Genomic DNA, 24,576 nt, shown 5'->3' on the forward strand with positions numbered 1-24,576 from the left:
TGTTCAGGGGAATAGCGCTTCTTCGGCATTCTCAGCTCCAATGTTGGAGCCGAAATCTAACTCACAACAGTGGCCACTTGCCGGGGAGCAGGCCAGACATCTGGGCGACGCTTTTGCTTTTCGCCGTGATCATCGGGGCGATCTATGGCGGACTGGTCACCGTGACGGAAGCGGCGGGCTTCGGCGCGACCGGGGCGTTTCTCATCGGCGTCCTGCGCGGCCGGCTCGGCCTGCAGCAGATCGTGGGCTGCCTGATCGAAGCGCTGCGGACATCCGCCTCGATCTTCGTGATCGCCATCGGTGCCTATCTGTTCGGCTACTTTCTCACGATCACCCAGACGACGCAGGCGCTTTCGGAGTTTCTGGTTTCCCTCCCCGTCGGACCGCACGGCACCCTGGCGTTGATTCTGCTCGTCTACATTCTGTTGGGAGCGGTGATGGACGAGCTTGCGATCATCCTGCTCACCGTGCCGATCATCTTCCCGGTGATCGTGTCGCTCGGCTTCGATCCGATCTGGTTCGGCGTCATCATCGTGATGACGGTGACGCTCGGGCTGGTGACTCCACCCGTCGGCATGAATGTCTTCGTCATCAATTCCATCGCGCGGGACGTGCCCCTGACCAAGATCTTCAAGGGCGTGGCGCCGTTCATCGCCGTCGACCTGGTGCGGCTGATCCTGCTGTGCGCCTTCCCGTGGCTGTCGCTGGTCATTCCCCGCACGATGGGGTGACACCCGTGCTCGCCATACCGAGCTGTGGATCTGCCGATCAGTGCGCCGCTCGTCTCCCGCGGTCCGCCTGCGGCAGAAGCCATGCTGTTCGCACAGAGCAGCCTCGCCGTCCGGCGCCTTGCTCATGCTGCAATGCAGCATAATCTGAAGGGCACCTGCGCCCCGCATGGAGACTGCCAGCCGCAGCGTGCGGGCCGCGCCACCCAATGTACTTCGGTGACCTTCATGACCGTCACGACCGGCGCCATTCCGGCGAAACGATCCAGCCGCCTGCCCCTGCTGGCGCTCGGCCTCGCCTCCTTCGGCATCGGCACCACCGAGTTCGTCATCATGGGCCTGCTGCCGAACGTGGCGCAGGACCTGGCCGTGTCGATCCCGACCGCCGGCCTGCTGGTGACCGGCTACGCGCTGAGCGTCACCTTCGGTTCGCCGTTCCTGGCGATCGCGACGGCGAAAATGGACCGGCGCCACGCCCTGCTGCTGCTGATGGGGGTGTTCATCGCCGGCAACGTGCTGTGCGCGGTCTCGCCCAACTACTGGCTCCTGATGGGCGCGCGCGTCGTCACGGCGCTCTGCCACGGCGCCTTCTTCGGGCTCGGCGCGGTTGTCGCCGCCTCCCTCGTCGAACCGCGACAGAGGGCGCAGGCCATCGCGATGATGTTCGCCGGGCTGACGCTGGCCAACGTGCTCGGCGTGCCATTCGGCACCGCTATCGGCGAGGCGCTCGGCTGGCGCAACACGTTCTGGGCCGTCGTCCTGATCGGCCTTGCCGCGGCGACCGCGCTCTATGCCTGGCTGCCGCGCGACATCCCGGTGCCTCGGGTGAACATCGCCCGCGAGGCGAAGTCGATTGCCAGCACCCAGGTGGTGTTGGCGATGACGATCAGCGTGCTTGCGTCCGCCAGCCTGTTCAGCGTGTTCACCTACATTGCCCCCCTGCTGCGCGAGGTCACCCATGTCTCCGCGCACGCCGTCACGGTCATGCTGCTGATCTTCGGCGTCGGGCTGACGGTCGGCAACTTCATCGGCGGCCGGCTCGGCGACTGGAAGCTGATGCCCTCGGTGATCGGCGTCCTCGTCGCCATCATCCCCGTTCTGGCCATCCTGACCGTGACGAGCCACGCCATGGTGCCGGCCGCGCTGACGCTGTTCGTGTGGGGAGCGCTGGTCTTCGCGCTCGTCTCGCCGCTGCAGATGCGGGTCGTGACGGAGGCCTCCGAGGCCCCGAACCTCGCGTCGACGGTCAATCAGGGCGCGTTCAATTTCGGCAACGCCATCGGCGCCTGGTTCGGCGGTATCGGCATCACCTGGGGACTGGCCTACGACCACCTGCCCTGGATGGGCGTCGCGCTCGCCGCCGGCGCGCTGGTGCTGACGATCGTTTCCCATCGGATCGACCTGCGCCGGCGCGCGTCGCACGCGTCACCGCCGGAAGGTTGCGTCGCCGACGCGGCCTGACCCTGTCAGCCGGAGGTCCGGGCGAAGAACGCGGCGATGCGCTCGCCCGCCTCGTCGGTCTCCCAGCGATCCGCGAGCGCTGCCACCGTCGCCTCGATGTGACCGGCAACGGGCACGCCGCCCAGCGACAGGCACAGCGCCTTGGCGGCGGCCACGGCGCCCGGCGCGCAGGCAAGCGCCGCCGCGCATTCCGCCTCGATCGCCGCGTCGAGATCGTCGGGCGCGCAGACGTCCGACACCAGACCCGTGCGCAGCGCGAACGCGGTGTCGAACGGCTTGGCGGTGAGGAACACGCGGCGGGCGTGCCCCTCGCCCATCCGGCGCACCACGAACGGGCCGATCGTCGCCGGGATGAGCCCGAGGCGCGTCTCCGTGAGCCCGAAGCGCGCGCCGTCGACGGCCACGACGATGTCGGAGACGGCCATCAGACCGATGCCGCCGCCATAGGCGGGCCCCTGCACCCGGGCGATCACAGGCTTCGGCAACGCGTTCCAGGCGGCCAGCATGTCGGCGAGCGTCCGCGCTTCGGCAATCTTGGTGGCCCGGTCCTGGCCCGCCTGGGCCCGCATCCAGCCGAGATCGCCGCCGGCGCAGAACGTCCGTCCGCGCGCGGCCAGCACCACGACATGCACCAGCGGATCGGTCCCCAGCCGAGCCGCAACGTCCGAAAGGTCCGCGATCATCGCGGCGTTCATGGCGTTGTGCTTGTCGGCGCGGTCGAGGGTGACCGTGGCCACGCCGCGGGCGTCGACGCCGACCTTGATGGTCTCGTAGGGCCCGTGGGGCACGTCGCCGGTCACGCCTCCTCCTCCTGGTAGCGCAGCAGGATCGATCCGCCCTCGACGGCGTCGCCGACTGCGCACAGCACCTCGGCGATGAGGCCGTCGCGATGGGCGACCAGCGTCGTCTCCATCTTCATCGCTTCCATGACGATCAGCCTTTCGCCGGCCCGCACCGTGTCGCCGGAGGAAATGCCAACCGTGCGGACGATGCCGGTCATCGGCGCCGTCAGCGTGTCCGTCGCATCCGCCGCATTGGACCGGGCCGACAACGGATCCGGGAAGGCGATCTCGAACGAGGCGGCATCGATCATCACGGACACCACGGTCGCATCGGCCGTCGCGTAGCGGGCGACAACCGCCGCGATCCGCGTCTGATTCGGCCCCGAGCGGGTGAGGATTCGATCGCCTTCGCGACGGACGGCGTCGAGGCGGAGCGGTTCCGTCTCCCCGCCCTCCAGCGTCACCGAACCCCCGCCGTGCAGCACCAGCCGGCGCTCCAGCGTTTCGTCGCGCCAGCGCGCCCGAACGCTGCACGCCGCGTCGCCGAACTGACGCCAGCCGGTGAAGCGTGCGGCCGGATCGATGTCCAGCGCAACCAGCGCCGCGATCGCGATCGCCGCCTCCGGCAGCGGGGCGCGGCCCGTCAGGGTGGTGACGTTGCGGTCGATAAGTCCGGTATCGACGATCGCGGCGGCGAAGTCCGGCTCGGCGGTGAGCGCGAGCAGGAAGTCGCGATTGGTCACCGTGCCGGCGACATGGGTTCCGGCCATGGCGGCGTGCAGGGCCGACAGCGCCGCTTCGCGGGTCTCTGCATGGGTGACGATCTTGGCGATCATCGGATCGTAGAACGGCGTGATCGCGTCGCCGCCACGGACGCCGGTGTCGATCCGCGCGCCCTCCGCGAACGAAAGATGCGCCAGCGTGCCCGTCGCCGGCAGGAAGCCGTTGGCCGGATCTTCGGCATAGAGCCGCGCCTCGAAGGCGTGCCCATCGATCGTCAGGGCGTCCTGGCCGGCCGGCAGCGGCTCGCCGGCGGCGACGCGCAACTGCCATTCGACCAGGTCGAGGCCGGTGATCGCCTCGGTGACCGGATGCTCGACCTGCAGCCGCGTGTTCATCTCCATGAACCAGAAGCCGTCGGGCCGGAGCGGCCCGGTGCCGTCGGCGATGAACTCGATGGTGCCGGCGCCGACGTAGCCGATCGCCTTGGCAGCTGTGACGGCGGCCTCCGTCATCGCCGCACGCACCTCGTCGGTCATACCGGGCGCTGGCGCCTCCTCGATCACCTTCTGATGCCGCCGCTGCAGCGAGCAGTCGCGCTCGAACAGGTGGACGACGTTGCCGTGGCGGTCGCCGAACACCTGCACCTCGATGTGGCGGGGCGTGGCGACGAATTTCTCCACCAGCACCCGGTCATCGCCGAAGGAGGCCCGTGCCTCGCGCTTCGCCGCCCCCAATGCGTCCTTGAAGTCGGCGGAGCGGTCGACCCGGCGCATGCCCTTGCCGCCGCCGCCCGCCCGCGCCTTGATCAGCACCGGATAGCCGATGTCGGTGGCCTTGCCGGCGAGCACCACGATGTCCTGGGCCTCGCCGTGATAGCCGGGCACCACCGGCACGCCGGCCTTCTCCATCAGCCGCTTGGCGGCGTCCTTGAGGCCCATGGCGCGGATCGCGCTGGCGGGCGGCCCCACGAACACGATACCGGCCGCCTCGACCGCCTCCACGAATTCCGGGTTCTCCGACAGAAAGCCGTAGCCCGGATGGATCGCATCGGCGCCCGTCGCGCGGGCAGCCGCCAGGATCGCCTCGACGGAGAGATAGCTCTCGCTTGCCGGGGCCGGGCCGATACGGACGGCCTCGTCGGCCATTGCGACGTGCAGCGCGCTCCGATCGGCGTCGGAATGGACCGCGACGGTGCGGATCCCCATGCGTTGCGCGGTGCGGATGACGCGGCAGGCGATCTCGCCGCGATTGGCGATCAGAAGCGTCTTGATGGGTCGGTTCATCATCACATCCTGAACACGCCGTGGACCGTCGGCTCGATCGGCGCGTTCAGCGCCGCCCTCAGGCTGAGCGCCACCACGTCCCGCGTCTTGCGCGGATCGATGATGCCATCGTCCCACAGCCGCGCCGACGCATAGAACGGATGCCCCTGGCGCTCGAACTGGTCGAGCACCGGCTGCTTGTAGGCGGCCTCGTCCTCCTGGCTCCAGGTGCCGCCTTTGGCTTCGATCGCCGTACGGCGGACGCTGGCGAGAACGCCGGCCGCCTGCGGACCACCCATCACCGAGATGCGCGCGTTCGGCCACATCCACACGAAGCGCGGGTCGTAGGCGCGACCGCACATGCCGTAGTTTCCTGCGCCGTACGAGCCGCCGATGATGACGGTCACCTTGGGCACGGCGGCGTTGGACACGGCGGTGACCAGCTTGGCGCCGTCCTTGGCGATGCCGCCCGCCTCGTACTTCGCGCCGACCATGAAGCCGGTGATGTTCTGCAGGAACAGCAGCGGAATGCCGCGCTGGCAGCACAGCTCGATGAAGTGGGCCCCCTTCAGCGCGCTTTCGGAGAACAGCACGCCGTTGTTGGCGAGGATGCCGACCGGCATGCCCTCGATGTGGGCGAAGCCGGTGACCAGCGTCGTGCCGTACCGCGGCTTGAACTCGGCGAAATCGGACCCGTCGACGATCCGCGCGATCACCTCGCGCACGTCATAGGGCGTGCGCGTGTCGGCCGGCACGATCCCCATGATGTCCTCGGGATCGTACGTCGGCGCGCACGGAGCCTGGATGCTCACGGCGGGCTGCGCCGCCGGGCCGAGATTGCGGACGATCTCGCGGGCGAGCGCCAGCGCGTGATTGTCATCGTCGGCGAGATAGTCCGCGACACCCGACAGCCGGGTATGGGTGTCTCCGCCGCCGAGCGTCTCGGCGTCGACCACCTCGCCGGTCGCCTCCTTCACCAGCGGCGGGCCGGCCAGGAAGATGGTGCCCTGCTCCTTCACGATGATGGTCTGGTCGCTCATGGCGGGCACGTAGGCGCCGCCGGCGGTGCACGAGCCCATGACCACGGCGATCTGGGCAATGCCCTTCGCGCTCATGCGGGCCTGGTTGAAGAAGATCCGCCCGAAATGATCGCGGTCGGGAAACACCTCGTCCTGGTTGGGCAGGTTGGCGCCGCCGGAATCGACGAGATACAGGCAGGGCAGCCGGTTCTCCTCGGCGATCTCCTGGGCCCTGAGGTGCTTCTTGACCGTCAGCGGGTAATAGGTGCCGCCCTTCACGGTCGCATCGTTGCACACGATCATGCAGTCGCGGCCCTCGATCCGGCCGATGCCGGCGATGACGCCTGCCGCCGGGATGTCGTCGCCGTAGACGTCCTTCGCCGCGAACAGGCCGATTTCGAGAAACGGCGAGCCGGGATCGATCAGCCCCTCGACTCGGTCGCGCGGCAAGAGCTTGCCGCGTGCGACGTGGCGCTCCCTGGACGCAGGCGTCCCGCCCTCGAGGATGCGGGCCGCCTCGGCCGCGACGACCGACAGTTGCGCCTCCATGGCGTCGCGGTTCGCAGCAAACTCCGGCGTGCCGGTCGCAACCATCGAAGTGTGGCGGCTCATGCGGGAATCCGGGCGGCGGCGCACACGCTTTGGGTCGTTGGCAAGTCCAGTCCCTCCCGTTCCTCCCGGCAGAGCGTTCAGACCGCCACCGGTTCGCGCAGACCGCGTCCCTCTCCCGGCCGCGACTCGACGTAGGATAGGGACAGCGCGACCGGCTTGTCGATGTGGTTGCGGAGAACCGCCGCGCCACCGGGCACACCCTGTCGGGGCCGGACGGCGGAAATGGGACGGCGGATGCGCTTTCCCCTCGGGCAGGGCATCACTGAACGACGCGGCGCTTCACCGGATCGCCCAGCCGGAGGAACCACAGTCACGCCTTCGGTCGCGGCGCGGCCGAGCCTGCCACTTGCGTAAGCGAATGCCCATAACACCTTGTTTTGTCCAAGTTCTGGGCCTCCGGCCCAAACCCTGGCCAAGATGATATCAGGTCTGATCGACCTGATATCGTGAAGCGTGACGGAATCTCATGACGTGGAGCGGGATTCGGACAGGAAGCCGCTTCCCCCTTCTGCTCAGTGCGCTCTAGATGATCGCGTTGTTGGCGATCAGCCTTTCGCGCACCTGTTGCGCGTTGGGCGCGCGGCCCTCAGCCGTGGAAAGCGCCGCCGCCGTTCCCGCCGCCTCGCCGGTGGCAAACGCCGTGCCCATCACGCGGATCGAGCCGTAGGCGAGGCTGTCGGCGCCGATCACCCGGCCGCCGTACCAGAGATTGTCGAGCCCGCGAGCCCGCACCGCATCGAGCGGCACGTGGAAGTAGCCGCGCGCGCCGATGCTCTCGTAGAGCGGCTTGCCGGCCTCCTTGTGGATCTCGATCGGCCAGGCGCCGCGGGCGACACCGTCTTCACGAAGGCGTCCCTCGACGACGTCCTCGTGGGTGATCTCGTAGCGGGCTGCCGGATGCCGGCTTTCGCGGATGCCGATCTGCGGGCCCGTCTGGGCGAGCCAGGCGTTCTCGAACCCCGGCACCTGCTCGCGGAGGATGTCGACCAGCGCCAGCGCCATTTCGCGGGCCCGCTGTTCCGCCCGCGTGAAGGCCCGCGAGGACAGGTCAGGCATTTCGCGGTCGATGATCAGCCACCAGAAGTCGGTGGTTCCCGGCACGCGGGTGTAGATGCCGCCGTCGGTGCGGTGGATCGGGTCGTTGCCGCGCGCGTTGTAGGTCTCGATCGCCGCCTTGATGGCATTGCGGTCGATCGGGACGGCCGGACTGAGCCCTCCGACCCGCATCGGCATCGTTGCCGCCTGCAGATGCATGTCCTCGTCGCCGACGCGGAAGTCGAGGCCGGAGACCAGCGCCAGGTTGGCGTCGCCGCTGGCGTCAACATAGGATTCCGCGCTCACCTGGCTGCGCCCGTCCATGCCGGCAAGCGTCGCCGCCTCCAGCCGCTTGCCCGTCCGCGAGACGGCGGCAAGCCGGGTGTGCAGCATCACGTCGATCTCGTGCTCGGCGCACAGCCGGTCGAGCCCCACCTTCAGGCGCTCCGGATCGAGCAGCACGATCCAGTTGCCGGTGGTCTCGGAGTGATGGGCGTCGGCGCCGATGCCGAGCTTGCGCAGCGCACCCAGCACCTGTTCGCCGGCCCCGCCGACCGCCTGCACCGGCTCGTTGCCCTGCTGGAAGAAGCCGCAATAGGCCAGCACCTGGGCGTTGGTCGCCGCGCCGCCCAGAAAGCCGTACTTCTCGACCAGGCCGACCTTGGCGCCCGACTTGGCCGCGCCAAGGGCTGCGCCGACGCCGCCGGCGCCACCGCCGACGACGATCACGTCATAGTCGGCTTCCGGTTGTCTGCTCATGGGACGGGATACTCCTCAGGCGCGCCAGCGCAGGAAATGGCGTTCGGCGCGCGAAATCAGCCAGCTGACGATCAGCCCGAGGATCGACAGCACGATCACGCCCGCGATGAGCTGGTCGGTGGCCATCAGGTTGCCGGCGAGCAGCACGTAGGCGCCGATGCCGTACTCGGCACCGATCATCTCGGCCGCGACCAGCAGGATGATCGAGATCGAGGCGGCGATGCGCATGCCGTTGAGGATCGCCGGCAGCGCGCTCGGCAGGATGATCTTCCGGATGATCGATGCGCGGGTCATGTTGAAGCTCTGGCCCATGCGGATCAGCGAGCGGTCGACCGCGTCGATGCCGCCGAACGTGGCGATCACCATCGGGAAGAACGAGCCGAACAGGATCGTGGCGACCTTGGAGCCCTCGCCGATGCCGAACCAGATGATGAAGAGCGGCAGGAGGGCGATCTTCGGAACCGGGAAGATCGCCGCGACCAGCGGCCGGAACGCCGCCCTCGGCAACGAATAGAGACCGGTCAGCACGCCGACGATGGTGCCCAGGATGGTGCCGCACGTGAAGCCGATCAGCAGCCGGGTCAGCGACGCCGACAGGTGCTTGTAGAGCATGCCGCTCTCGACGAGATTGCGCAGCGCGCTGAACACCTCGGTCGGAGCCGGCAGCACCAGCGACGAGATGAGGCCGTACCGCGATCCCAGCTCCCAGACGGTCAGGAGCGCGAGAAAGACCAGCGGCGCCACGTACCAGATGGGCTTCGGGGCGAAGCCGCCGCCGCGAAAGGCGACCGGCTTCCGGGCGCCGTCGACCTGGACCGGGCGCACCGGAGCAGCCGACTTGATGTCGGCCGTCTCGAGGCTTTGGGTGGGGCTGCTATGCATTGGTCAGCTGCCTGTCTGCGGAGAGGGCCTCGTCGCGCATCATTTCCCAGAGGCTTGTCTGGATCCGGGCAAGTTCCGGGTTGTCGACCGAGCGCTCGTTGATCGGAATGGCGATATCGACCGTTTCCCGGATCTCGCCAGGACGGCGCGAGAGCACGATCACCTTGTGACCGAGTCGCACGGCTTCGTTGAGGTTGTGGGTGATGTAGCAGGCCGTGAAGCGTTCCCGCTCCCACAGCCCGACCAGATCGTCCATCAGCAGTTCGCGGGTCTGGCTGTCGAGGGCGGACAACGGCTCGTCCATCAGCAGCACCGCCGGATCGACGGCAAGCGCCCGGGCGATCGCCACGCGCTGCTTCATGCCACCGGAGAGCTGGCGCGGATAAACGTCGGGAAAGTCGGACAGGCGGGTGCGGTCGAGAACGTCGGCGACGCGCCGATCGATCTCCGCCTTGCCGAGATTGTGGTCTTCGAGCACCAGCGAAATGTTGCCGCGCACCGTCCGCCAGGGCAGCAGGGCGAAGTCCTGGAAGATGTAGGTGAGCGGGTTGAGTGATCCCTCGGGCGGGTGGCCGACCTGCAGGATCTCCCCTTCGGTCGGCTGTTCCAGGCCGCCGAGCAGCCGCAGGAGGGTCGACTTGCCGCAGCCCGACGGGCCGACGATGCAGACGATCTGCCCGCTCGGGATTGTGAGGTTGATGTCGCGCAGGACATCCAGCTCATCATACCGATGCGTGAGGTGCCGGATCTCGAGATCCATGGTCGCGTCCTTCCCGCCGATGGGCGTTCACGGTCGGCCGATGGGCCGCATTCCGGCGCGCACGCCGGAATGCGGCCCGATCAGGACGGCTCAGTAGGTGTCGACGAACGAGGTGTCGGCCAGCTTCTCGATGGTGAGGTCCGAGGGGACGAGCCCCTGCGCCTGGAACCACTCCATCTGCTTCTTGATGTCGGTCACGTCCATCGCGCCGTCTTCGTTCAGGTTCATCGAACCGGCCAGGATCGACGGGGCGGCCTTTTCGATCGGCTGATCCTCGTAGACGTAGTTGTGGATCATCTCGATCATCTCTTCCTGTTCGGCCGGATCGGCGTTCTCGGCGAGCATGACGCGGTTGAAGTCGGCGATGCCCTTGGCGTAGGCGCGGACGAAGCGCTCCACCATGTCGCGTCGGGTCTCGATGTTCTTGACCGAGGTGAACAGGCCCGAGATCTGGTACTCGGCGTAGTCGTAGAGCCAGCCGAGCATCTCGGCATCGCCATTCTCGACCAGCGGCTTGGCGATGTGCGGCACCATGATCATCGCGTCGACCTGGCCGCTCTTCACGGCGGCGATCATCGCGCCCACCTTCTGCAGCGGCACCAGCTTCACGTCTTCGATCGACCAGCCGAGCTGATCGGCGATGCGCGAGGTCATGTAGTGGAAGGTCGACCCGACCTGGGTCATCGCGATCGAGTGGCCCTTGAGCTTGTCGACGGAGTCGAGCCCTTCCTCGTAGGCCTTGTTCGACGCGACGATCATCATGCCGTCGACGCCCTTCTTCTCGTGCAGGACGCCGGCGACCAGACGAACCGCGTCCTTGTTGGCTAGGTTCATGAACCCGCCGGTCACGCCGGCGATGCCGAAGTCCACGTCGCCGCCGGCGGTGGCAACCGCGATCGGCTGGGCCGCCTGGAAGAACTTGAACTCGACGTCCAGCCCCTCGTCCTTGAAGTAGCCCTTCTCGTAGGCGATGAAGCCGGCGGCATGCGAGGTGAAGCGCAGCGCGCCGACCACGACCTTGTCATCGGCGCGCGCCTGATCGGCCGAAAGGACCGGAACGGCGGCGATCGCGGCGATCAGCGCGGCGCCAAGCCACGGACGGAGTGTCTTTGAAAATCTCACGGTGTCCTCCCAAGGGTACGGGTTCTTAGAGTCGGTTCGTTCACGATGGCCGCAGGTGTCCGCCATTTCGGTTGCCCGGAAAAGACAAGACTCCCGCTTCGGGGATAGCCTGAGGCTATTGTTCGATTTCTAACGCCGGAGATCCAGTCGAAGGCCGAATCGCTCGGCGATCAGCCCGAACTGTCCTTCCGCCATGGCAGACCCGGACTGAATCGCGCAACCGCGCTCCTGCGCCCGCCGGAGCCAGGGCGTGAGCTCCGCGACGGCAAGCACGTCCGCCACCAGCGCGTCAGCTCTGACGGTGTCGAGCGAATGGACCATGCTGGTGCCATCGAGCCCGATCGCCGTCGCGTTCACCACGAGATCGCTGTCTGCCAGGCTGACGGGAGGGCCGGTTTCAAGTGAAACGCCATGGCGCGATGCAATGAACGCCGCCAGCGCCTCGGCGCGCGACGGGTCGACATCGACGAGATGCAACGCTCCAATTCCCGCATCGGCCAGGGACAGGGCAATCGACGACCCGGCGCCGCCGCAGCCGAACACGATGGCCCGCTTGCCGGGCGCCGTGAAATGCCGCTGCCCCAGACCGTGGACGAAGCCCTCCCCGTCGACGTTGTCGCCGACGAGGCGGCCATCCGCCTCCCGCACGACGACGTTGACCGCCTCCAGCCCGCTTGCCCCCGCGCTCGCCTCGTCAACGAGGTCCACGGCCGCCCGCTTGTGCGGCGCAGTCACGACGCAGCCCCGGCAGTTGGACCAGCCCCTGAGGGCGGCGAAGAAGTCGCCGAGGCGCTCCGGCGCCACGTCGAGCGGCGCCATCACCGCGTTCATCCCTTCCTCGGCGAAGCGGCGGTTGAAGGTGCCGGGAAGATGCGCGTGGGCGACCGGCGAGCCGATCATGGCCACCACCGTGGCGGCGGCCGTCGGCGCGAGGATGCGATCCGTCATATGTGCTCCGGGTTCCGTCGGGCGGTTAAAGCACGCCGTGCGGGCCGCCGCCTTGGTGGATTGCGGGGATGCCTATAGCTTGATGGAATAGACCGAACGCGCGAGTCATCCCACATGCTCTCCTTTCGCCAACTGGAGATCTTCCGCTCCGTCATGGTGTGCGGCTCGATCAGCGCCGCCGCCCAGCAACTGAACATCGCCCAGCCGACCGTTACCAACACCATCAAGCGGCTGGAGGACATTCTGAAGGTCGAGCTGTTCGACCGCAGCGGCGGCCGCCTCGCGCCCACCCGCACAGCGCGCCAGATCTACGAGGTCATCCAGCCGTCGATCGTCAGCATGGAGCAGCTGTCGCTCACCGTGCAGGAGATCGCCAGCGGCCGCCACATGATGGTGCGCCTGGGCGTCTCGCCGAGCGTCTCGCAGGCGCTGGCGCCGCGGGCGCTCAAGCATCTGGCCGAGCTCAATCCGGGCGTCAAGCTGCGCATGGACACGCTGTCCCTGAAGCAGATCAAGGACTACCTCTGGCTTTCCGAAGGCGACTGCGCCGTCACGATTTTTCCCCTCGACGACGGCTTCATCGTCTCCCAGAAGATCACCGAGATCTCGCTCGTCTGCCTGATCCCGCGCGACCACCGTCTGGCCGACAAGTCCGCGGTGACGATCGCCGACATTGCCGACGAGGAGCTTGTCTTCTTTCACCCGAACACCCCGCACGGGCAGATGGTGAAGGACATGTTCGCCTCGCTGAAGATCACCCCGAAGATCGCCATCGAGACCCGCTTCGCCGAGAGCGCAGTCAACCTCCTGCGCGTCGGCTTCGGCATCGCCATCGCCGACGAATTGACCAGCAAGGGCGTGCGCGGCGACGACGTCCGGATCGTGCCCCTGGCCGGTGGTCCGCGACTGCCCGTGCTCCTCCACCACCATCGCAACCACGGCTCGCCGCAGCTCATCGCCATGGTGCGCGGCTGCCTGGAACGCGCCACCCGCGAACTGGGGCTCGCCCAGGCCGAATAGCCTCACGCTATGGGGCAGGTCCGAGTTCTCGGTGGTCCGCCTGGCGGAATGTGGCCATCACTCCCGGCGGAATATGGAGGCGTGACTGAGATGGATTTGCCGAGCGACGTGAGAGCTCTTCTCGGGGCGGCCGGGGACGACGGCCTGCCGTTCGCCGTCTGGCGCCGACCCGACGGCTCCGGTCACGAGGCGATGATCGCGTGCGCACCCGTCACCCGCCGCGCGATCTTCGGTGACCAGACGGGGCCTGCATTCTTCGCGATGAGCGGCTTCGCCGCCGCGAGCGCCAACGTCTGCGATGCGATTGCCGGCGACATCGTCGTCCGGGGTGAGGAGATCACCTACGCCGACGCAGGGTCCTACGTTTCCGCCCCCGCGACCGCAGTGCAGGAACGCCTCGCCGATCGCGCCGCGGTCCGGGACCCGTTTGCGCCGCTGCGCGCCGACGACACCGGTCGCGTGCCGGCCCAGACCGGCGAAGCAGCCTACAAGGCGCTGGTGGAGAAGGCCGTCGCCGAGATCGACCGGGGCACCTTCCGCAAGGTCGTCACGTCGCGCTGCGAAGCCCGGGCCCTGCCGGCGGGGACAGACTGTCTCGCGCTCTACGAAGCCCTGGCCGAAAAGCTGCCCGCCGCCTTCGTCGCGCTGGTGAACCTGCCGGGACAGGGTGCCTGGCTGGTCGGCACCCCCGAGACGCTGCTGTCGGTGCGTGGGGACCGGCTCCACACGATCGCGCTGGCCGGCACCCAGTGGGCCCAGGACGGGGTCCCCCTCCCCGACGTCTGCTGGCCGGACAAGATCATCGAGGAGCAGGCGCTGGTGGCGGCCTACATCCGCCGCTCGCTGGACGCCGCCGGCCTGAAGGCGTTCGACGAAAAGGGACCGCGCACGGTGGCGGCGGCAAACCTCGTCCACCTGCGCTCCGATTTCATCGTCGCGCTCGAAGCCGGCGACAAGCCGCTGCTCGGCGCCCTGCTCGACCGTCTGAACCCGACCTCCGCCGTGCTCGGCATGCCGAAGCAGCCGGCGCTCGACTTCCTGACCGCGCACGAGGGCTATGACCGGGACTACTACACCGGCTTTCTCGGCCCGGTCGGCTTCGACGGCAACACCGACCTCTACGTCAACCTCCGCACCTCGCGGATCGTCGGCGACACCGCCTATCTCTATGTGGGCGGCGGGATCGTCGCCCAGTCGAAGCCGGAGGTGGAGTGGCGCGAGACGGTGGAGAAAACCAAGACCGTCGGTACCATCCTTAACGCCGGCGCAGGCAGGCACGCCCCGGTTGCCGCCACCTGCTGAGCCCGGCGCGGTCCCGGTGCGGGACCTGCCCGGCCGGGACCGATCCCTGTGTCCTCGGGCGTCGATTGTGCACCGCAGGACGGGTTCGCCATGGCGCGCGGGCCGTGCTAGCATTCGCCCACACGTTCGCCGGGCAGCGTCGCCCGGCAGCTTCGGCCAAGGATGCCCGTGTCGCGCGGTCCGAAGCGGTGGCCCCCCGAAAGATGCGGGCCAGCCGCTCCGGAATGGCGGGATCGATCACACTCCAGCTTCGGCCCGCCTGACGAAGCCAGCGTGATCCGACGTGGCGTCCACGCCCGGCCGCTCTGCGGTGCGAAGGGGTTCATTGCGGCTTCCGCTGGTCCCACAGATCGCAGACTTCCGTCCCGAACGCCTCCCCTCCGCCGCGCATCCTCACCCTCACCCGATCGGCGCCGTGCGCTTGCGCCGGCGCCGCCCTCCGGAGGACCTGATGACGCTCGACGCCTACCGCATCACGGACGAACCCCATTACCGGTCCGCCGGCGAAGAGGTCGCGATCTTCGAGGCCGCCTGGCGCGAGCGCCTGCCGGTCATGCTCAAGGGGCCGACCGGCTGCGGCAAGACGCGGTTCATCGAGCACATGGCGTGGCGGCTCAAGGTGCCGCTGGTCACCATCGCCTGCCACGAGGACATGACGGCGAGCGATCTGGTCGGCCGCTACCTGATCGACGAGACCGGCACCGTCTGGCACGACGGACCGCTGACGCTGGCCGTCCGCCACGGCGCGATCTGCTACCTCGACGAGGTGGTGGAGGCGCGCCAGGACACCACCGTCGTCATCCATCCCCTCACCGATGCGCGCCGGATCCTGCCCCTGGAAAAGCACAACGAGGTCGTGCGGGCGCATCCGGATTTCCAGCTCGTGATTTCCTACAACCCCGGCTACCAGAGCGCGATCAAGGACCTGAAGGAATCCACCAAGCAGCGCTTCTGCGCGATCGGCTTCGACTATCCGGACCCCGACGTCGAGGCGGCGATCATCGCCGAGGAAGCCCATGTCGACGCCGACACCGCGCGACAGCTGGTGGCGATCGGCGCGCGCAGCCGCAATCTGGAGGGGCATGGGCTGGCCGAAGGCGCCTCGACCCGGATGCTGGTGCACACCGGCCGCCTGATCGCCCAGGGGCTGCCGATCCGGCAGGCGGCCGAGACGGCGATCGTGCTGCCGGTCACCGACGAGCCGGATGTCCGCGCCGCGCTCTCCGCCGCCATCGCGGCCTGCCTGCCATGAGTTCAGGGGCGGCTCGGGTCACGCTGGCCGGGGCGGACGACGATCCCGTGGCCCTCGCCCATCGGCTGATCGGTCCGCGCGAGTCGCTGCGCGCGCCTTTTGGCGCGGCGTTCGACGTCGTATCGCGGCATGCCGGGCCCGCCGAGCGCGCCGCCTGGTGCGCGGCGGTGACCGGCCTCGTGCACGCCAATGCCGGACCGACCGTGCTGCTCGCGGCCTGGCAGCTGAGCCGCGAGGAGATGGCCTCCTTCGGTGCCGGGCGCCTGGCAGATCTCATCGCGGCATCGGCCGACACCTGCAGACGTGCCGGAGCCAGGGCCGCCACCGCCCTCCTGCGCCAGGCCCCGCTGGCGCTGCGCGCGCTTGACGACGCGGACGCCACCCTCGGATGGGCGACCCTTGTTGCCGGCGTCGCGGCCGACATGCCGGCCGCCGTCGAGCCGCTGCTGGTCGAAACCGGACGCATCTTGTCTTCCGTCGACCTCGACGGGTTTGCCGCCTGGGTCGAGGCCGGACGGCGGGCGGGCGACAACGATCGGCGCAAGCAGGTCGCCTTCTTCGCGCTCGAGGACCCTGCCGCCGTGCGTCTGCTCGCGCGCGCCGGCAAGGACCAGCCGTTCGACCGTCTCGAGAAGCAGCTCGCCACCTACGCCACCGCCCTGTTCGGCCGGCCGGTGGCCCTGCGGGCGCTGGACCGGTCCGCCGACGCGGATTTGCCGCCGCGCGCCAACATCGCCGGCGGCCTCCTTCGGTTTCCGCTTCGCTTCGGGAGCGCCGAGGCCGATCAGGACCGGACCTTCTACGCGTCCGTCGCCCACATGGCCGCCCACCTCGCCTTCAGCACGACGCGCTTCGAGGTCGGGCGCCTGCGGCCGCTGCAGATCGCCCTCGTCAACCTCGCCGAGGACCACCGCGTTGAAACGCTTGCCGCGCGACACCTGCCGGGCCTCGCCGGCCTCTGGCGGAGCTTCCACACGATTTCCGCGGACACACCCGCCACCACCGACAACCTGCTCGCCCGCATTTCCCGCGCCCTCGCCGATCCCGGCTACGAGGACGCCGACTGGGCCGTCGCCAAGGCCCGCGCGCTCCTCGCCGAACGGGCCGGTCGCTTCGAGGATCCAGCCATATCCCGCGAGTTCGGGTCGCTTCTCGGCAACGACTTCGGGCAGCGCCGTCTCCAGTTCAACTGGAAGACCTACGTCGTCGAGCCGATCTATCGCGACAACGGCCTCGGGCTCTGGGAATTCCCCGATTCCGAGGCCCCGCCGGACACCATCGAGATGTTCTCCGACGCGGCCAGGCGTGTGCAGGACGACGACCCGGCCGAGGCCGATGACGGGGAGCCTGACGAGACCCATGAGCCGGCTAAGCTTCGTCCTGCCGCCCTGACCGATGGCCTCCCCCTTGCCCGCTATCCCGAATGGGACGACCGCACCCGCGAACTACGCCTCGACTGGACCTGCGTCCGCGACGTTCCGGCGGCGGTCGCGTCGCCGACTGCAATCGAGCGGGTGATCGATGCCCATGCGGGTGTCCACGAGCGCCTGATGAAACAGATCCGCGCGGCGCGGATCGGACGCGCGCAACGCCTGCGCCGGCAACCGGACGGCGATGGCCTGGACCTCGACGCCGCCATCGACGACAGGATCCGCCGGCGCCTCGGCGACATCGGCGACGACCGCCTGTTCGTGCGCAGCCACCGCCAGGCCCGCGACCTCTCCACCCTGCTGCTGCTCGACGTGTCGCAGTCCACAAGGGATCGCGTGCCGCGAACGGCGAGCACCGTGCTGGAACTGGAAGTCGCCGCGACGGCGCTGCTCGGCCGAGCCCTCGACGGCGTGGGCGACCGCCTGGCAATCCGCAGCTTCGCCTCCGACGGGCGCGACGACGTGCAGATGACACGCCTGAAGGCGTTCGACGAGCGCTTCGACGGCGAGGTAATGGCGCGGCTGGCCGGCGCGCGCTCGGGCTTCTCGACGCGGCTCGGGGCCGCCGTCCGCCATGCCACGTGCGAGATCGCCGAGGAGCGCGCCTACCGCAAGCTCATCGCCGTGGTGACCGACGGCGAGACCTCCGACATCGACGTGCGCGATCCCGACTATCTTGCCTTGGACGCCCAGCACGCGGTGCGGGCCGCCCGGCGCGCCGGCACCGACGTCGTGTGCATCGCGCTGTCGACCGATCATCTGGACGAAGCCAAGCGCGTGTTCGGCGCCGGGCACGTGTTTCCCGTGGTCCGGATCGAAACGCTCCCGACCGCCCTGTCGGCCATCATCTTCCGGCTGGCGGCACGCTGACGCCGTCGCACCGGCATCCGTGCGCCTACTTCCGCCGGCGGACCGGTTCTGCGCCGTAGATCAGCTGGAAGGCCGCGCCGAACACCGCATCGAGGGCGCGGGTGAGCGCGACGCCGCCATCCGCGGCGATGCGCACCGACAGGCCCGTCTCGAACGGCAGCCGGCTGACGCCGATGCGCGCCCCCTCGACGGCGCCGATCCGACCCCTGAAGGCCACCGGGTCGGCCTCCGCAGCCCGCGGACCCGCGATCAGGAACCCGCCCGCGGCAACGCTCTCGCCAAGACGGGAAGCCGTCGCGAGATCGGCTCCGGTCAGCACCTGGCGGTCGATCGCCTCGGCCTCGCCGTGCGGGGTCTCGAAGCGCAGCTCGTTGGCAAATGCCGCGAACGTCCGCCCGTCTGCCGCCGGATCGTGACAGAGAAACGCTTCGGAGGCGATGACCGTGGCACCGGCGTGCCGGCGCACTCGGACCGATGACCGCAGGTCGGCGCCCGGCAGCAGAATGAGCGGATCGGGCACGTGGAAAACCACGGCCCCGTCTGCCGCCTCGATCGTCGTGGCGGAAACCGTTGGGACGCCGCGCGCGTCGTGGACGACGGTGGAGGACTGGGTGGTCAGGCAGACGTGCGCGCCGTCCGTTGCGACGATCCGCACCGGGAGCCGTTCGCCGCGGTAGAGGCCGCCGGAAGCCGACTGGAGATAGAGCGTCGCCAGGCCCGGCGCGGACACCGTGTCGAAGTAAAATGGCCGGGTGATGTGAAACGGATAGCGCACCGTCTGCTCGCAGAGGCGCGTGCGTCCCCCACTCCGCCGGAACGTCAGGTCCAGCGCCGGCTCAGCGGCGGGCGCGCCGACCAGATCCCGTCGCCGCGGCTCGACCGTCATCGGTCGAACAGGACCGAATGGCCGAGTTCGTTGGCGAGCGTTGACATCCCCTCGCCCGAGCGGGCGTTCGCCAGGATCACCGGCCGGCCTTCCCGCACCAACAGCGCCTCCTCGTACATGGCCTTCAGGTTGACGCCGACGTGGGGCGCGAGATCGATCTTGTTGATGATCAGGAGGTCGGCCTGGATGACGCCCGGTCCGCGCTTGCGGGGAATGTCGTCGCCGCCGGCGACGTCGATGACGAAGGCCCACCAGTCGACGAGATCCAGCGAGAACGTCGAGGCGAGATTGTCGCCGCCCGATTCGATCAGGATCAGTTCGGTGCCCGGAAACCGCATCTCCAGGTCGTCGGCGGCGGCGATGTTGAGGGTCGGATCCTCACGGATCACCGTGTGCGGACAGGCCCCCGCCTCCACCGCCGACACCCGCGCCGGATCGATGAATGCGCCGCGTCGGATGCGCTCGGCGTCCTCGTCGGTCACCAGGTCGTTGGTGATGACGCAGAGGTCGGTGCCGCGGGCCGTCAGGATCGGGATCAGCGCCTCCAGGATCGCCGTCTTGCCCGACCCGACCGGACCGCCGATGCCCACGCGGGCCGCGCCGCCCTTGCCGCTCGCGGGGTCCGGGCGGATGAGGTCGGGAGTGTGGGTGCCGTGCATGAGGGTCTTCCAGTTTGCGCCAGCGGTCGGTCGACCGGGTGTTTCAGCGGAGCATGTAGAGCTGGGCGAGCGGCAGCCGCTCGGCGGGTTCGCAGGTGGCGAGCACGCCGTCGACGAACACGTCGAACGTCTGCGGATCCACCCGGATGTCCGGTACGGCGGCGTTGTGGAGCATGTCCGCCTTGCTGAGGGTGCGGGTGCCGCGCGCCGGCAGCAGCCGCTTCTTCAGGTCGAGGCGGTCGGCGATCCCCGCCTCGATGGCGCTCGGATGCACGAAGCACGCCGACAGCGCCTGCTTGGCGCGGCCGAAAGCGCCCCACTGCGGCCGCATCTGGATCGGCTCGCAGGTCATCAGCGAGGCGGCGCTGTCGCCCATCGCCCCCCAGGCGATGAAGCCGCTCTTGATGACGAGTTCGGGCTTGATGCCGAAGAAGCCGGGCCGCCAGACCACGATGTCGGCCATCTTGCCGTCTTCGAGGGACCCCACGTGGTCGGCGATGCCGAACGTGCGCGCGGCGTTGATGGTGTACTTGGCGATGAACCGCTTGATGCGCTCGTTGTCGCCGCGGGCCGTCGTTTCCTCGGCGAGCCGGCCGCGCTGGTCCTTCATCTTCGAGGCAAGCTGCCAGGTCCGGCAGATCACCTCGTGGATGCGCCCCATGCCCTGGCTGTCGGAGCCCAGCATCGAGATGGCGCCGAGATCGTGCAGCACGTCTTCCGCGGCGATCGACTGGGGCCGGATGCGGCTTTCGGCGAAGGCGACGTCTTCCGGGATCGACGGGCTCAGGTGGTGGCACACCATCGTCATGTCGAGGTGTTCGTCGAAGGTGTTCACCGTGTAGGGATTGGTGGGATTGGTCGACGACGGCAGGCAGTTGGCGATGCCGGCGACCCGGATGATGTCAGGGGCGTGGCCGCCGCCCGCCCCCTCGGTGTGGTACATGTGGATGGTGCGGCCGCCGATCGCGGCGAGCGTGTCCTCCACGAAGCCCGACTCGTTCAGCGTGTCGGTATGCAGCTGGACCTGGAAGTCGAGCTGGTCGGCCACGTCCAGGCAGGTGTCGATCACCGCCGGCATCGCCCCCCAGTCCTCGTGGATCTTCAGGCCCAGGCAGCCGGCGGCGAGCTGTTCGGGCAGCGAGCCCGGCTTGTGGGTGTTGCCGCGGCCGAGGAAGCCGAAGTTGATGGGCCAGGCCTCCGCCGCCTGCAGCATCTTGCCGACGTTGAACGGCCCGCCGGAATCGATCCCCACCGTGATCGGCCCCAGTGAGCCGCCGATCATCGTGGTGATGCCCGAGGCGATCGCATGCTCGCAGAGCTGGGCGGAATCGAAATGCACGTGCACGTCGATCGCGCCGGGCGTGACGATCATCCCCTCGCAGTCGCGCACCGTCGTCGACGTCGACACGATCAGCCGCGGGTCGACCCCGTCCATGATCCCCGGATTGCCCGACTTGCCGATGCCGACGATGGCGCCGTCCCGGATGCCGATGTCGCCCTTGACGATGCCGATCACCGGATCGATCACCAGCGCGTTGACGAGAAGCATGTCGAGAGCGCCGTCGGTGCTGGCGGCGCCCGCCACCAGCCCGATGCCGTCGCGCAGCGTCTTGCCGCCGCCGTGCAGGCATTCGTCGCCATAGGCCGCGTAGTCGCGCTCGACCTCGGCCAGCAGGCTGGTGTCACCGAGTCGCACGACGTCGCCGGTCGTCGGTCCGTACATCGCCGCGTAGTCGGCGCGTGAGATGGTCGCCATGCTGGTACTCCTACGCCCCCTTGAAGCCGCGCTCGCGTGCCCGCAGAAGCGCGGCCGCCTTGTCGTCGGGTCCCGTCGGCCCCTCGTTCAGTCCGTTGAGGCCCGAAACCTCGCGGGCGCCGCCGAAGGGCACCAGCGTCACCTCCTTCGACTGTCCCGGCTCGAAGCGCACCGCCGTTCCCGACGGAATGTCGAGCCGGCAGCCGTAGGCCGCCGACCGGTCGAACTGCAGCGCCCGGTTGGTGTCGAAGAAATGGTAGTGGCTGCCCACCTGGATCGGCCGGTCGCCGGTGTTGACCGCAACCAGCTTCGTGCGCTCGCGGCCGGCGTTGAGCTCGATCGCGCCGTCGAGGGCCATCGTCTCACCGGGCGGGTCGAGGCCCTCCGGCGGCGTCCCGAGCCGGATCGGGTCGTGCACCGTGACGAGCTTGGTGCCGTCGGGAAACATGCCCTCGACCTGCAGCATCGGCAGCAGATCGGCCACGCCGGGCATCACGTCGTCGTAGGTCAGGATCTGGCTGCCCCAGGAGATCAGGTCGGCCACCGACCGGCCCTCCCGCGCGCCCTCCAGGATCTCGTCTGTCAGGATCGCGACGGTTTCCGGATAGTTCAGCCTGAGCCCCTTCGCCCGCCGCTTCCGCGACAGCTCCGCGGCGGTGAAAATGGTCAGCCGTTCGAGTTCGGTCGGCGTCAGCAGCACCTCGGCAAGCTCCTCAGTTGGTCAGCACGGGCGGGCGGCGGTCGATCCACGGGCGAGCCTGTTCGAAGGCGGCGGAGGCCTTGAGCACCAGCGGATCGTCGAGATGACGTCCGATGATCTGGAGCCCGACAGGCAGGCCGTCGTCGGTCCACCCGGCCGGGATCGAGGCCGCAGGCTGGCCGGTGAAGTTGATCGGGAAGGTGAAGGCAAGCCACTGGAACGGCGGCACGATGCGGCCGTCGATCTTCTCCGGCCCCTGGACGTGAACCGGGAACGGCGGCACCGCCAGCGTCGGCGTCAGCAGCAGGTCGTAGGTCTGCATGAACCGCCACATCTTGTTGTTCACCGCCTTGCGGGTCATCACCGCATCGGTGAACTCCTCGGCGGTCCAGGGCCGGGTGATGAATTCGACGAGGTGCGGCGTCATCCGGTCGCCGTACTCCTCGACCAGCGCGCGCAGGCCCTTGAGGTCCGACTCCATCGCGACCACGCCCCAGAACGCGCCGTAGGGATCGTCCCAGCCCGGGTGTGCCTCCTCAACGGTGCAGCCGAGATCCGTCTCGAAGACCCGCGCCGCCTCTGTGACGATGCGGCGGACCTCCGGATCGACGGCCGCGTAACCCCAGTCGATGCTGAGCGCCACCTTCTTGCCCTTGAGGTCGCCCTTGAGGGTCTCCATCCAGTCGAAGGACGCGTCGGGCAGCGAGAAGCGGTCGCGCGGATCTGCGCCTGCGATCACCGACATCATCAGGGCCGCGTCGGCGACGGTCCGGCTCATCGGGCCAATGTGCTCGAGGCTCTCCCAGCTGGAGACGCCCGGGTAGCGCTCGTCCTTCGTGCCCGGATAGAGCGGCACGCGCCCCATCGAGGCCTTCAGGCCGTAGATGCCCGAATGGGCCGAGGGAATGCGGATCGAGCCGCCGCCGTCGCTGCCGAGCGCGAACGGACACATGCCGGAGGCGACCGCGGCGCCCGATCCGGCGCTGGAGCCGCCCGGCGTCATGGCGAGGTTCCAGGGGTTGCGGGTCGTCTCGAAGACGGGATTGTGGCCCACGCCGCTGTAGCCGAACTCCGGGACGTTGGTCTTGCCGAGGATTACCGCTCCGGCGGCCTTCAACCGCTCCACGACGACGTCGTCCTCGTCCGGCACGAAGTCCTCGTAGATGAACGAGCCGGAGGCCGTGCGGATGCCGGCCGTGCAGATCAGGTCCTTGACGCCGACCGGGACGCCTGCGAGCGGTCCCACCGGCCGGCCGGCGACGATGTCGTCCTCCAGCTTCTTCGCGGTCTCGCGGGCAAGATCGGGCGTCGGCGTGCAGAACGCGTGGAGCTTAGGCTCCAGCATGTCCATGCGCGCGAGATGGGCCTCGGTCACCTCGACCGGCGACAGCTCCTTCTCGGCCACCAGCCGCGCGATGGTCACGGCATCCATGGAACAGATATCGTCGCGGGCGGTCATCGACCGGGTCTCCTTGCGGCAGGGTGACGGAGGCCGGACCGCCAGCGCGGCCCGGACCGGTTGCTCAGGAGGCGAGGAGTTCCTTCAGCTTCACGTCGAGGGCCGCCACATCGACCGGATTGGTGCCCGGTCCGCCGGCGAAATGGCCCCACACGGACTCGATCGGGAACAGCTCGGCGTTCGGCATGTGCGCGACCTCGAACTCGCTGTCCTCGGGCGGGAAATAGAGGTCGGTCCGGCCGGGCATGACGAAGGTCTTCGCCTTGATCGCGCCCAGCGCCTTCTCGAAATCGCCGCCGTAGAGGTCGTTGTCGCTGATGTCGCCGTGCTGCCAGGTCCACAGCATGGTGAGCAGGTTGTTGGCGTCCTTGGGGAGGAAGAAGCCCTCCCAGAACGCCACCAGGAAGTCCTCCAGCGACGAGTAGCCGAGCGCCTCGATGTCGAGCTTCTGGCGGTAGAAGGCCTGCGAGAAGCCCCAGCCGGCGTAGACGCGGGCGGCAGCGCGCAGCCCCCTCGCCGGCTTGTCGACGTACCAGCCCTCGTTCCAGGCGGCATCCGCGGTGAGCGCCGCCTTCACGCCTTCCAGGAAGACGAAATTGTGCCGCGAGCATTTGGCCGAGCCGCAGAACGGCGCCAGCGTGTCCATCATGTCCGGGAACAGCGCGCCCCAGTGGAACGTCTGCAGCGCCCCCATCGACCAGCCGACCACCATGCGCAGATGCTCGATGCCGAACTTCTCGGTGACGAGGCGATGCTGCGCCATGACGTTGTCGTAGGCGGTGACGTTCGGGAACCGGGGCCCGTTGTAGGGCTCGGGATAGTTGCTCGGCGAGGACGACAGCCCGTTGCCCAGCATGTTCGGGATGATGATGAAATACTTGCCGGGATCGAGCGCCATGCCGTCCCCGACCAGCCACTCGTTGTCGTAGTGCTGGCCCGAATACCAGGTCGGGTAGACGATCACGTTGTCCTTGGCGGGGCTCAGCGTCCCGAAGGTCTTGTAGGCGAGCTTGCAGTCGCGGAGTGTCGCGCCGCTCTGCAGGACGAGATCGCCCAGATCGAATGTTTCGTAGTCCAGCGACATCGGATTCCTCGTTGATGGTGGTCCGCCGCGCCGTTGCGGCGGACCGATCCTCGGGTTTGGGCGTC

At 68.7% G+C, this 24,576-nt stretch carries 20 protein-coding genes; 6 read left to right on the forward strand and 14 right to left on the reverse strand.

Going from position 1 to position 24,576, the window contains the following annotated elements; all coding sequences use genetic code 11:
• Positions 1–77: 77 nt before the first annotated feature.
• Positions 78–731, forward strand: a complete 654-nt coding sequence (locus ACSSVZ_RS22780) for a TRAP transporter large permease subunit (protein ID WP_453973089.1) — start codon at positions 78–80, stop codon at positions 729–731.
• Positions 732–956: 225 nt separating this feature from the next.
• Complete coding sequence (locus ACSSVZ_RS22785; protein ID WP_453973090.1) at positions 957–2,189, forward strand: MFS transporter; 1,233 nt, start codon at positions 957–959, stop codon at positions 2,187–2,189.
• 5 nt (positions 2,190–2,194) lie between these two features.
• Here the strand turns inward: ACSSVZ_RS22785 and ACSSVZ_RS22790 are convergent, their stop codons facing one another.
• The 8 genes from ACSSVZ_RS22790 to ACSSVZ_RS22825 all read right to left on the reverse strand — a co-directional run bounded on the left by ACSSVZ_RS22790 (position 2,195) and on the right by ACSSVZ_RS22825 (position 12,093).
• A complete protein-coding gene (locus tag ACSSVZ_RS22790; RefSeq protein WP_453973091.1) occupies positions 2,195–2,989 on the reverse strand; it encodes a crotonase/enoyl-CoA hydratase family protein in 795 nt (264 codons plus the stop codon).
• On the reverse strand, positions 2,986–4,977 hold the full coding sequence (locus ACSSVZ_RS22795) for an acetyl/propionyl/methylcrotonyl-CoA carboxylase subunit alpha (RefSeq protein ID WP_453973092.1): 1,992 nt from the start codon (positions 4,975–4,977) through the stop codon (positions 2,986–2,988). The genes ACSSVZ_RS22790 and ACSSVZ_RS22795 overlap by 4 nt, the downstream gene beginning before the upstream one ends.
• 2 nt (positions 4,978–4,979) lie before the next feature.
• A complete protein-coding gene (locus ACSSVZ_RS22800; protein ID WP_453973093.1) occupies positions 4,980–6,587 on the reverse strand; it encodes a carboxyl transferase domain-containing protein in 1,608 nt (535 codons plus the stop codon).
• Positions 6,588–7,109: 522 nt separating this feature from the next.
• Positions 7,110–8,381 (reverse strand): FAD-dependent oxidoreductase, encoded by a 1,272-nt coding sequence (locus ACSSVZ_RS22805; protein WP_453973094.1) that lies wholly within the window; start codon positions 8,379–8,381, stop codon positions 7,110–7,112.
• A 15-nt stretch (positions 8,382–8,396) separates the two neighbouring features.
• A complete protein-coding gene (locus ACSSVZ_RS22810) occupies positions 8,397–9,263 on the reverse strand; it encodes an ABC transporter permease (protein WP_453973095.1) in 867 nt (288 codons plus the stop codon).
• The gene (locus ACSSVZ_RS22815) at positions 9,256–10,023 is read right to left on the reverse strand and encodes an ABC transporter ATP-binding protein (protein ID WP_453973096.1); all 768 of its coding nucleotides are present in this window, start codon (positions 10,021–10,023) and stop codon (positions 9,256–9,258) included. The genes ACSSVZ_RS22810 and ACSSVZ_RS22815 overlap by 8 nt, the downstream gene beginning before the upstream one ends.
• A 90-nt stretch (positions 10,024–10,113) precedes the next feature.
• A complete protein-coding gene (locus tag ACSSVZ_RS22820; RefSeq protein WP_453973097.1) occupies positions 10,114–11,145 on the reverse strand; it encodes an ABC transporter substrate-binding protein in 1,032 nt (343 codons plus the stop codon).
• Between the two features lie 129 nt (positions 11,146–11,274).
• Positions 11,275–12,093, reverse strand: coding sequence for a shikimate dehydrogenase family protein (locus ACSSVZ_RS22825; protein ID WP_453973099.1), 819 nt, complete (start codon positions 12,091–12,093; stop codon positions 11,275–11,277).
• Positions 12,094–12,207: 114 nt separating this feature from the next.
• On the opposite strand from ACSSVZ_RS22825, the gene ACSSVZ_RS22830 reads away from it, so the two are divergent.
• The 4 genes from ACSSVZ_RS22830 to ACSSVZ_RS22845 all read left to right on the forward strand — a co-directional run bounded on the left by ACSSVZ_RS22830 (position 12,208) and on the right by ACSSVZ_RS22845 (position 17,967).
• Positions 12,208–13,113, forward strand: a complete 906-nt coding sequence (locus ACSSVZ_RS22830; RefSeq protein ID WP_453973100.1) for a LysR family transcriptional regulator — start codon at positions 12,208–12,210, stop codon at positions 13,111–13,113.
• 90 nt (positions 13,114–13,203) lie between these two features.
• Positions 13,204–14,415 (forward strand): chorismate-binding protein, encoded by a 1,212-nt coding sequence (locus tag ACSSVZ_RS22835; RefSeq protein ID WP_453973101.1) that lies wholly within the window; start codon positions 13,204–13,206, stop codon positions 14,413–14,415.
• A gap of 451 nt (positions 14,416–14,866) precedes the next feature.
• Positions 14,867–15,667 carry an AAA family ATPase gene (locus ACSSVZ_RS22840; protein ID WP_453973102.1) on the forward strand — a complete coding sequence of 267 codons (801 nt, stop codon included), beginning with the start codon at positions 14,867–14,869 and terminating at the stop codon, positions 15,665–15,667.
• Positions 15,664–17,967, forward strand: coding sequence for a VWA domain-containing protein (locus ACSSVZ_RS22845; RefSeq protein WP_453973104.1), 2,304 nt, complete (start codon positions 15,664–15,666; stop codon positions 17,965–17,967). Before ACSSVZ_RS22840 ends, ACSSVZ_RS22845 begins: the two co-directional genes overlap by 4 nt.
• Before the next feature lie 25 nt (positions 17,968–17,992).
• Here ACSSVZ_RS22845 and ACSSVZ_RS22850 read toward each other — a convergent pair whose 3' ends face one another.
• The 6 genes from ACSSVZ_RS22850 to ACSSVZ_RS22875 all read right to left on the reverse strand — a co-directional run bounded on the left by ACSSVZ_RS22850 (position 17,993) and on the right by ACSSVZ_RS22875 (position 24,511).
• Complete coding sequence (locus tag ACSSVZ_RS22850; protein WP_453973105.1) at positions 17,993–18,853, reverse strand: urease accessory protein UreD; 861 nt, start codon at positions 18,851–18,853, stop codon at positions 17,993–17,995.
• Positions 18,850–19,512, reverse strand: coding sequence for an urease accessory protein UreG (gene ureG / locus ACSSVZ_RS22855; protein ID WP_453973106.1), 663 nt, complete (start codon positions 19,510–19,512; stop codon positions 18,850–18,852). Before ureG ends, ACSSVZ_RS22850 begins: the two co-directional genes overlap by 4 nt.
• Before the next feature lie 43 nt (positions 19,513–19,555).
• Positions 19,556–21,268 (reverse strand): urease subunit alpha, encoded by a 1,713-nt coding sequence (gene ureC, locus ACSSVZ_RS22860; RefSeq protein ID WP_453973107.1) that lies wholly within the window; start codon positions 21,266–21,268, stop codon positions 19,556–19,558.
• Between the two features lie 10 nt (positions 21,269–21,278).
• Positions 21,279–21,968 (reverse strand): urease subunit beta, encoded by a 690-nt coding sequence (locus tag ACSSVZ_RS22865; protein WP_453973108.1) that lies wholly within the window; start codon positions 21,966–21,968, stop codon positions 21,279–21,281.
• A 13-nt stretch (positions 21,969–21,981) separates the two neighbouring features.
• Entirely contained in the window at positions 21,982–23,427 is a 1,446-nt protein-coding gene (locus tag ACSSVZ_RS22870; protein WP_453973109.1) for an amidase, read from the reverse strand.
• 64 nt (positions 23,428–23,491) lie between these two features.
• Positions 23,492–24,511, reverse strand: a complete 1,020-nt coding sequence (locus tag ACSSVZ_RS22875; protein WP_453973110.1) for an alpha/beta fold hydrolase — start codon at positions 24,509–24,511, stop codon at positions 23,492–23,494.
• Positions 24,512–24,576: the final 65 nt, after the last annotated feature.

It is taken from the genome of Amorphus sp. MBR-141 (assembly GCF_053628695.1).

Excerpts from the sequence above, each read along its gene's own strand:
- ACSSVZ_RS22785 (WP_453973090.1), top strand. The coding sequence starts at position 957 with ATGACCGTCACGACCGGCGCCATTCCGGCGAAACGATCCAGCCGCCTG.
- ACSSVZ_RS22795 (WP_453973092.1), bottom strand. The coding sequence starts at position 4,977 with ATGAACCGACCCATCAAGACGCTTCTGATCGCCAATCGCGGCGAGATC.
- ACSSVZ_RS22800 (WP_453973093.1), bottom strand. The coding sequence starts at position 6,587 with ATGAGCCGCCACACTTCGATGGTTGCGACCGGCACGCCGGAGTTTGCT.
- ACSSVZ_RS22805 (WP_453973094.1), bottom strand. The coding sequence starts at position 8,381 with ATGAGCAGACAACCGGAAGCCGACTATGACGTGATCGTCGTCGGCGGT.
- ACSSVZ_RS22810 (WP_453973095.1), bottom strand. The coding sequence starts at position 9,263 with ATGCATAGCAGCCCCACCCAAAGCCTCGAGACGGCCGACATCAAGTCG.
- ACSSVZ_RS22815 (WP_453973096.1), bottom strand. The coding sequence starts at position 10,023 with ATGGATCTCGAGATCCGGCACCTCACGCATCGGTATGATGAGCTGGAT.
- ACSSVZ_RS22825 (WP_453973099.1), bottom strand. The coding sequence starts at position 12,093 with ATGACGGATCGCATCCTCGCGCCGACGGCCGCCGCCACGGTGGTGGCC.
- ACSSVZ_RS22830 (WP_453973100.1), top strand. The coding sequence starts at position 12,208 with ATGCTCTCCTTTCGCCAACTGGAGATCTTCCGCTCCGTCATGGTGTGC.
- ACSSVZ_RS22835 (WP_453973101.1), top strand. The coding sequence starts at position 13,204 with ATGGATTTGCCGAGCGACGTGAGAGCTCTTCTCGGGGCGGCCGGGGAC.
- ACSSVZ_RS22840 (WP_453973102.1), top strand. The coding sequence starts at position 14,867 with ATGACGCTCGACGCCTACCGCATCACGGACGAACCCCATTACCGGTCC.
- ACSSVZ_RS22845 (WP_453973104.1), top strand. The coding sequence starts at position 15,664 with ATGAGTTCAGGGGCGGCTCGGGTCACGCTGGCCGGGGCGGACGACGAT.
- ACSSVZ_RS22850 (WP_453973105.1), bottom strand. The coding sequence starts at position 18,853 with ATGACGGTCGAGCCGCGGCGACGGGATCTGGTCGGCGCGCCCGCCGCT.
- ureG (WP_453973106.1), bottom strand. The coding sequence starts at position 19,512 with ATGCACGGCACCCACACTCCCGACCTCATCCGCCCGGACCCCGCGAGC.
- ureC (WP_453973107.1), bottom strand. The coding sequence starts at position 21,268 with ATGGCGACCATCTCACGCGCCGACTACGCGGCGATGTACGGACCGACG.
- ACSSVZ_RS22870 (WP_453973109.1), bottom strand. The coding sequence starts at position 23,427 with ATGACCGCCCGCGACGATATCTGTTCCATGGATGCCGTGACCATCGCG.
- ACSSVZ_RS22875 (WP_453973110.1), bottom strand. The coding sequence starts at position 24,511 with ATGTCGCTGGACTACGAAACATTCGATCTGGGCGATCTCGTCCTGCAG.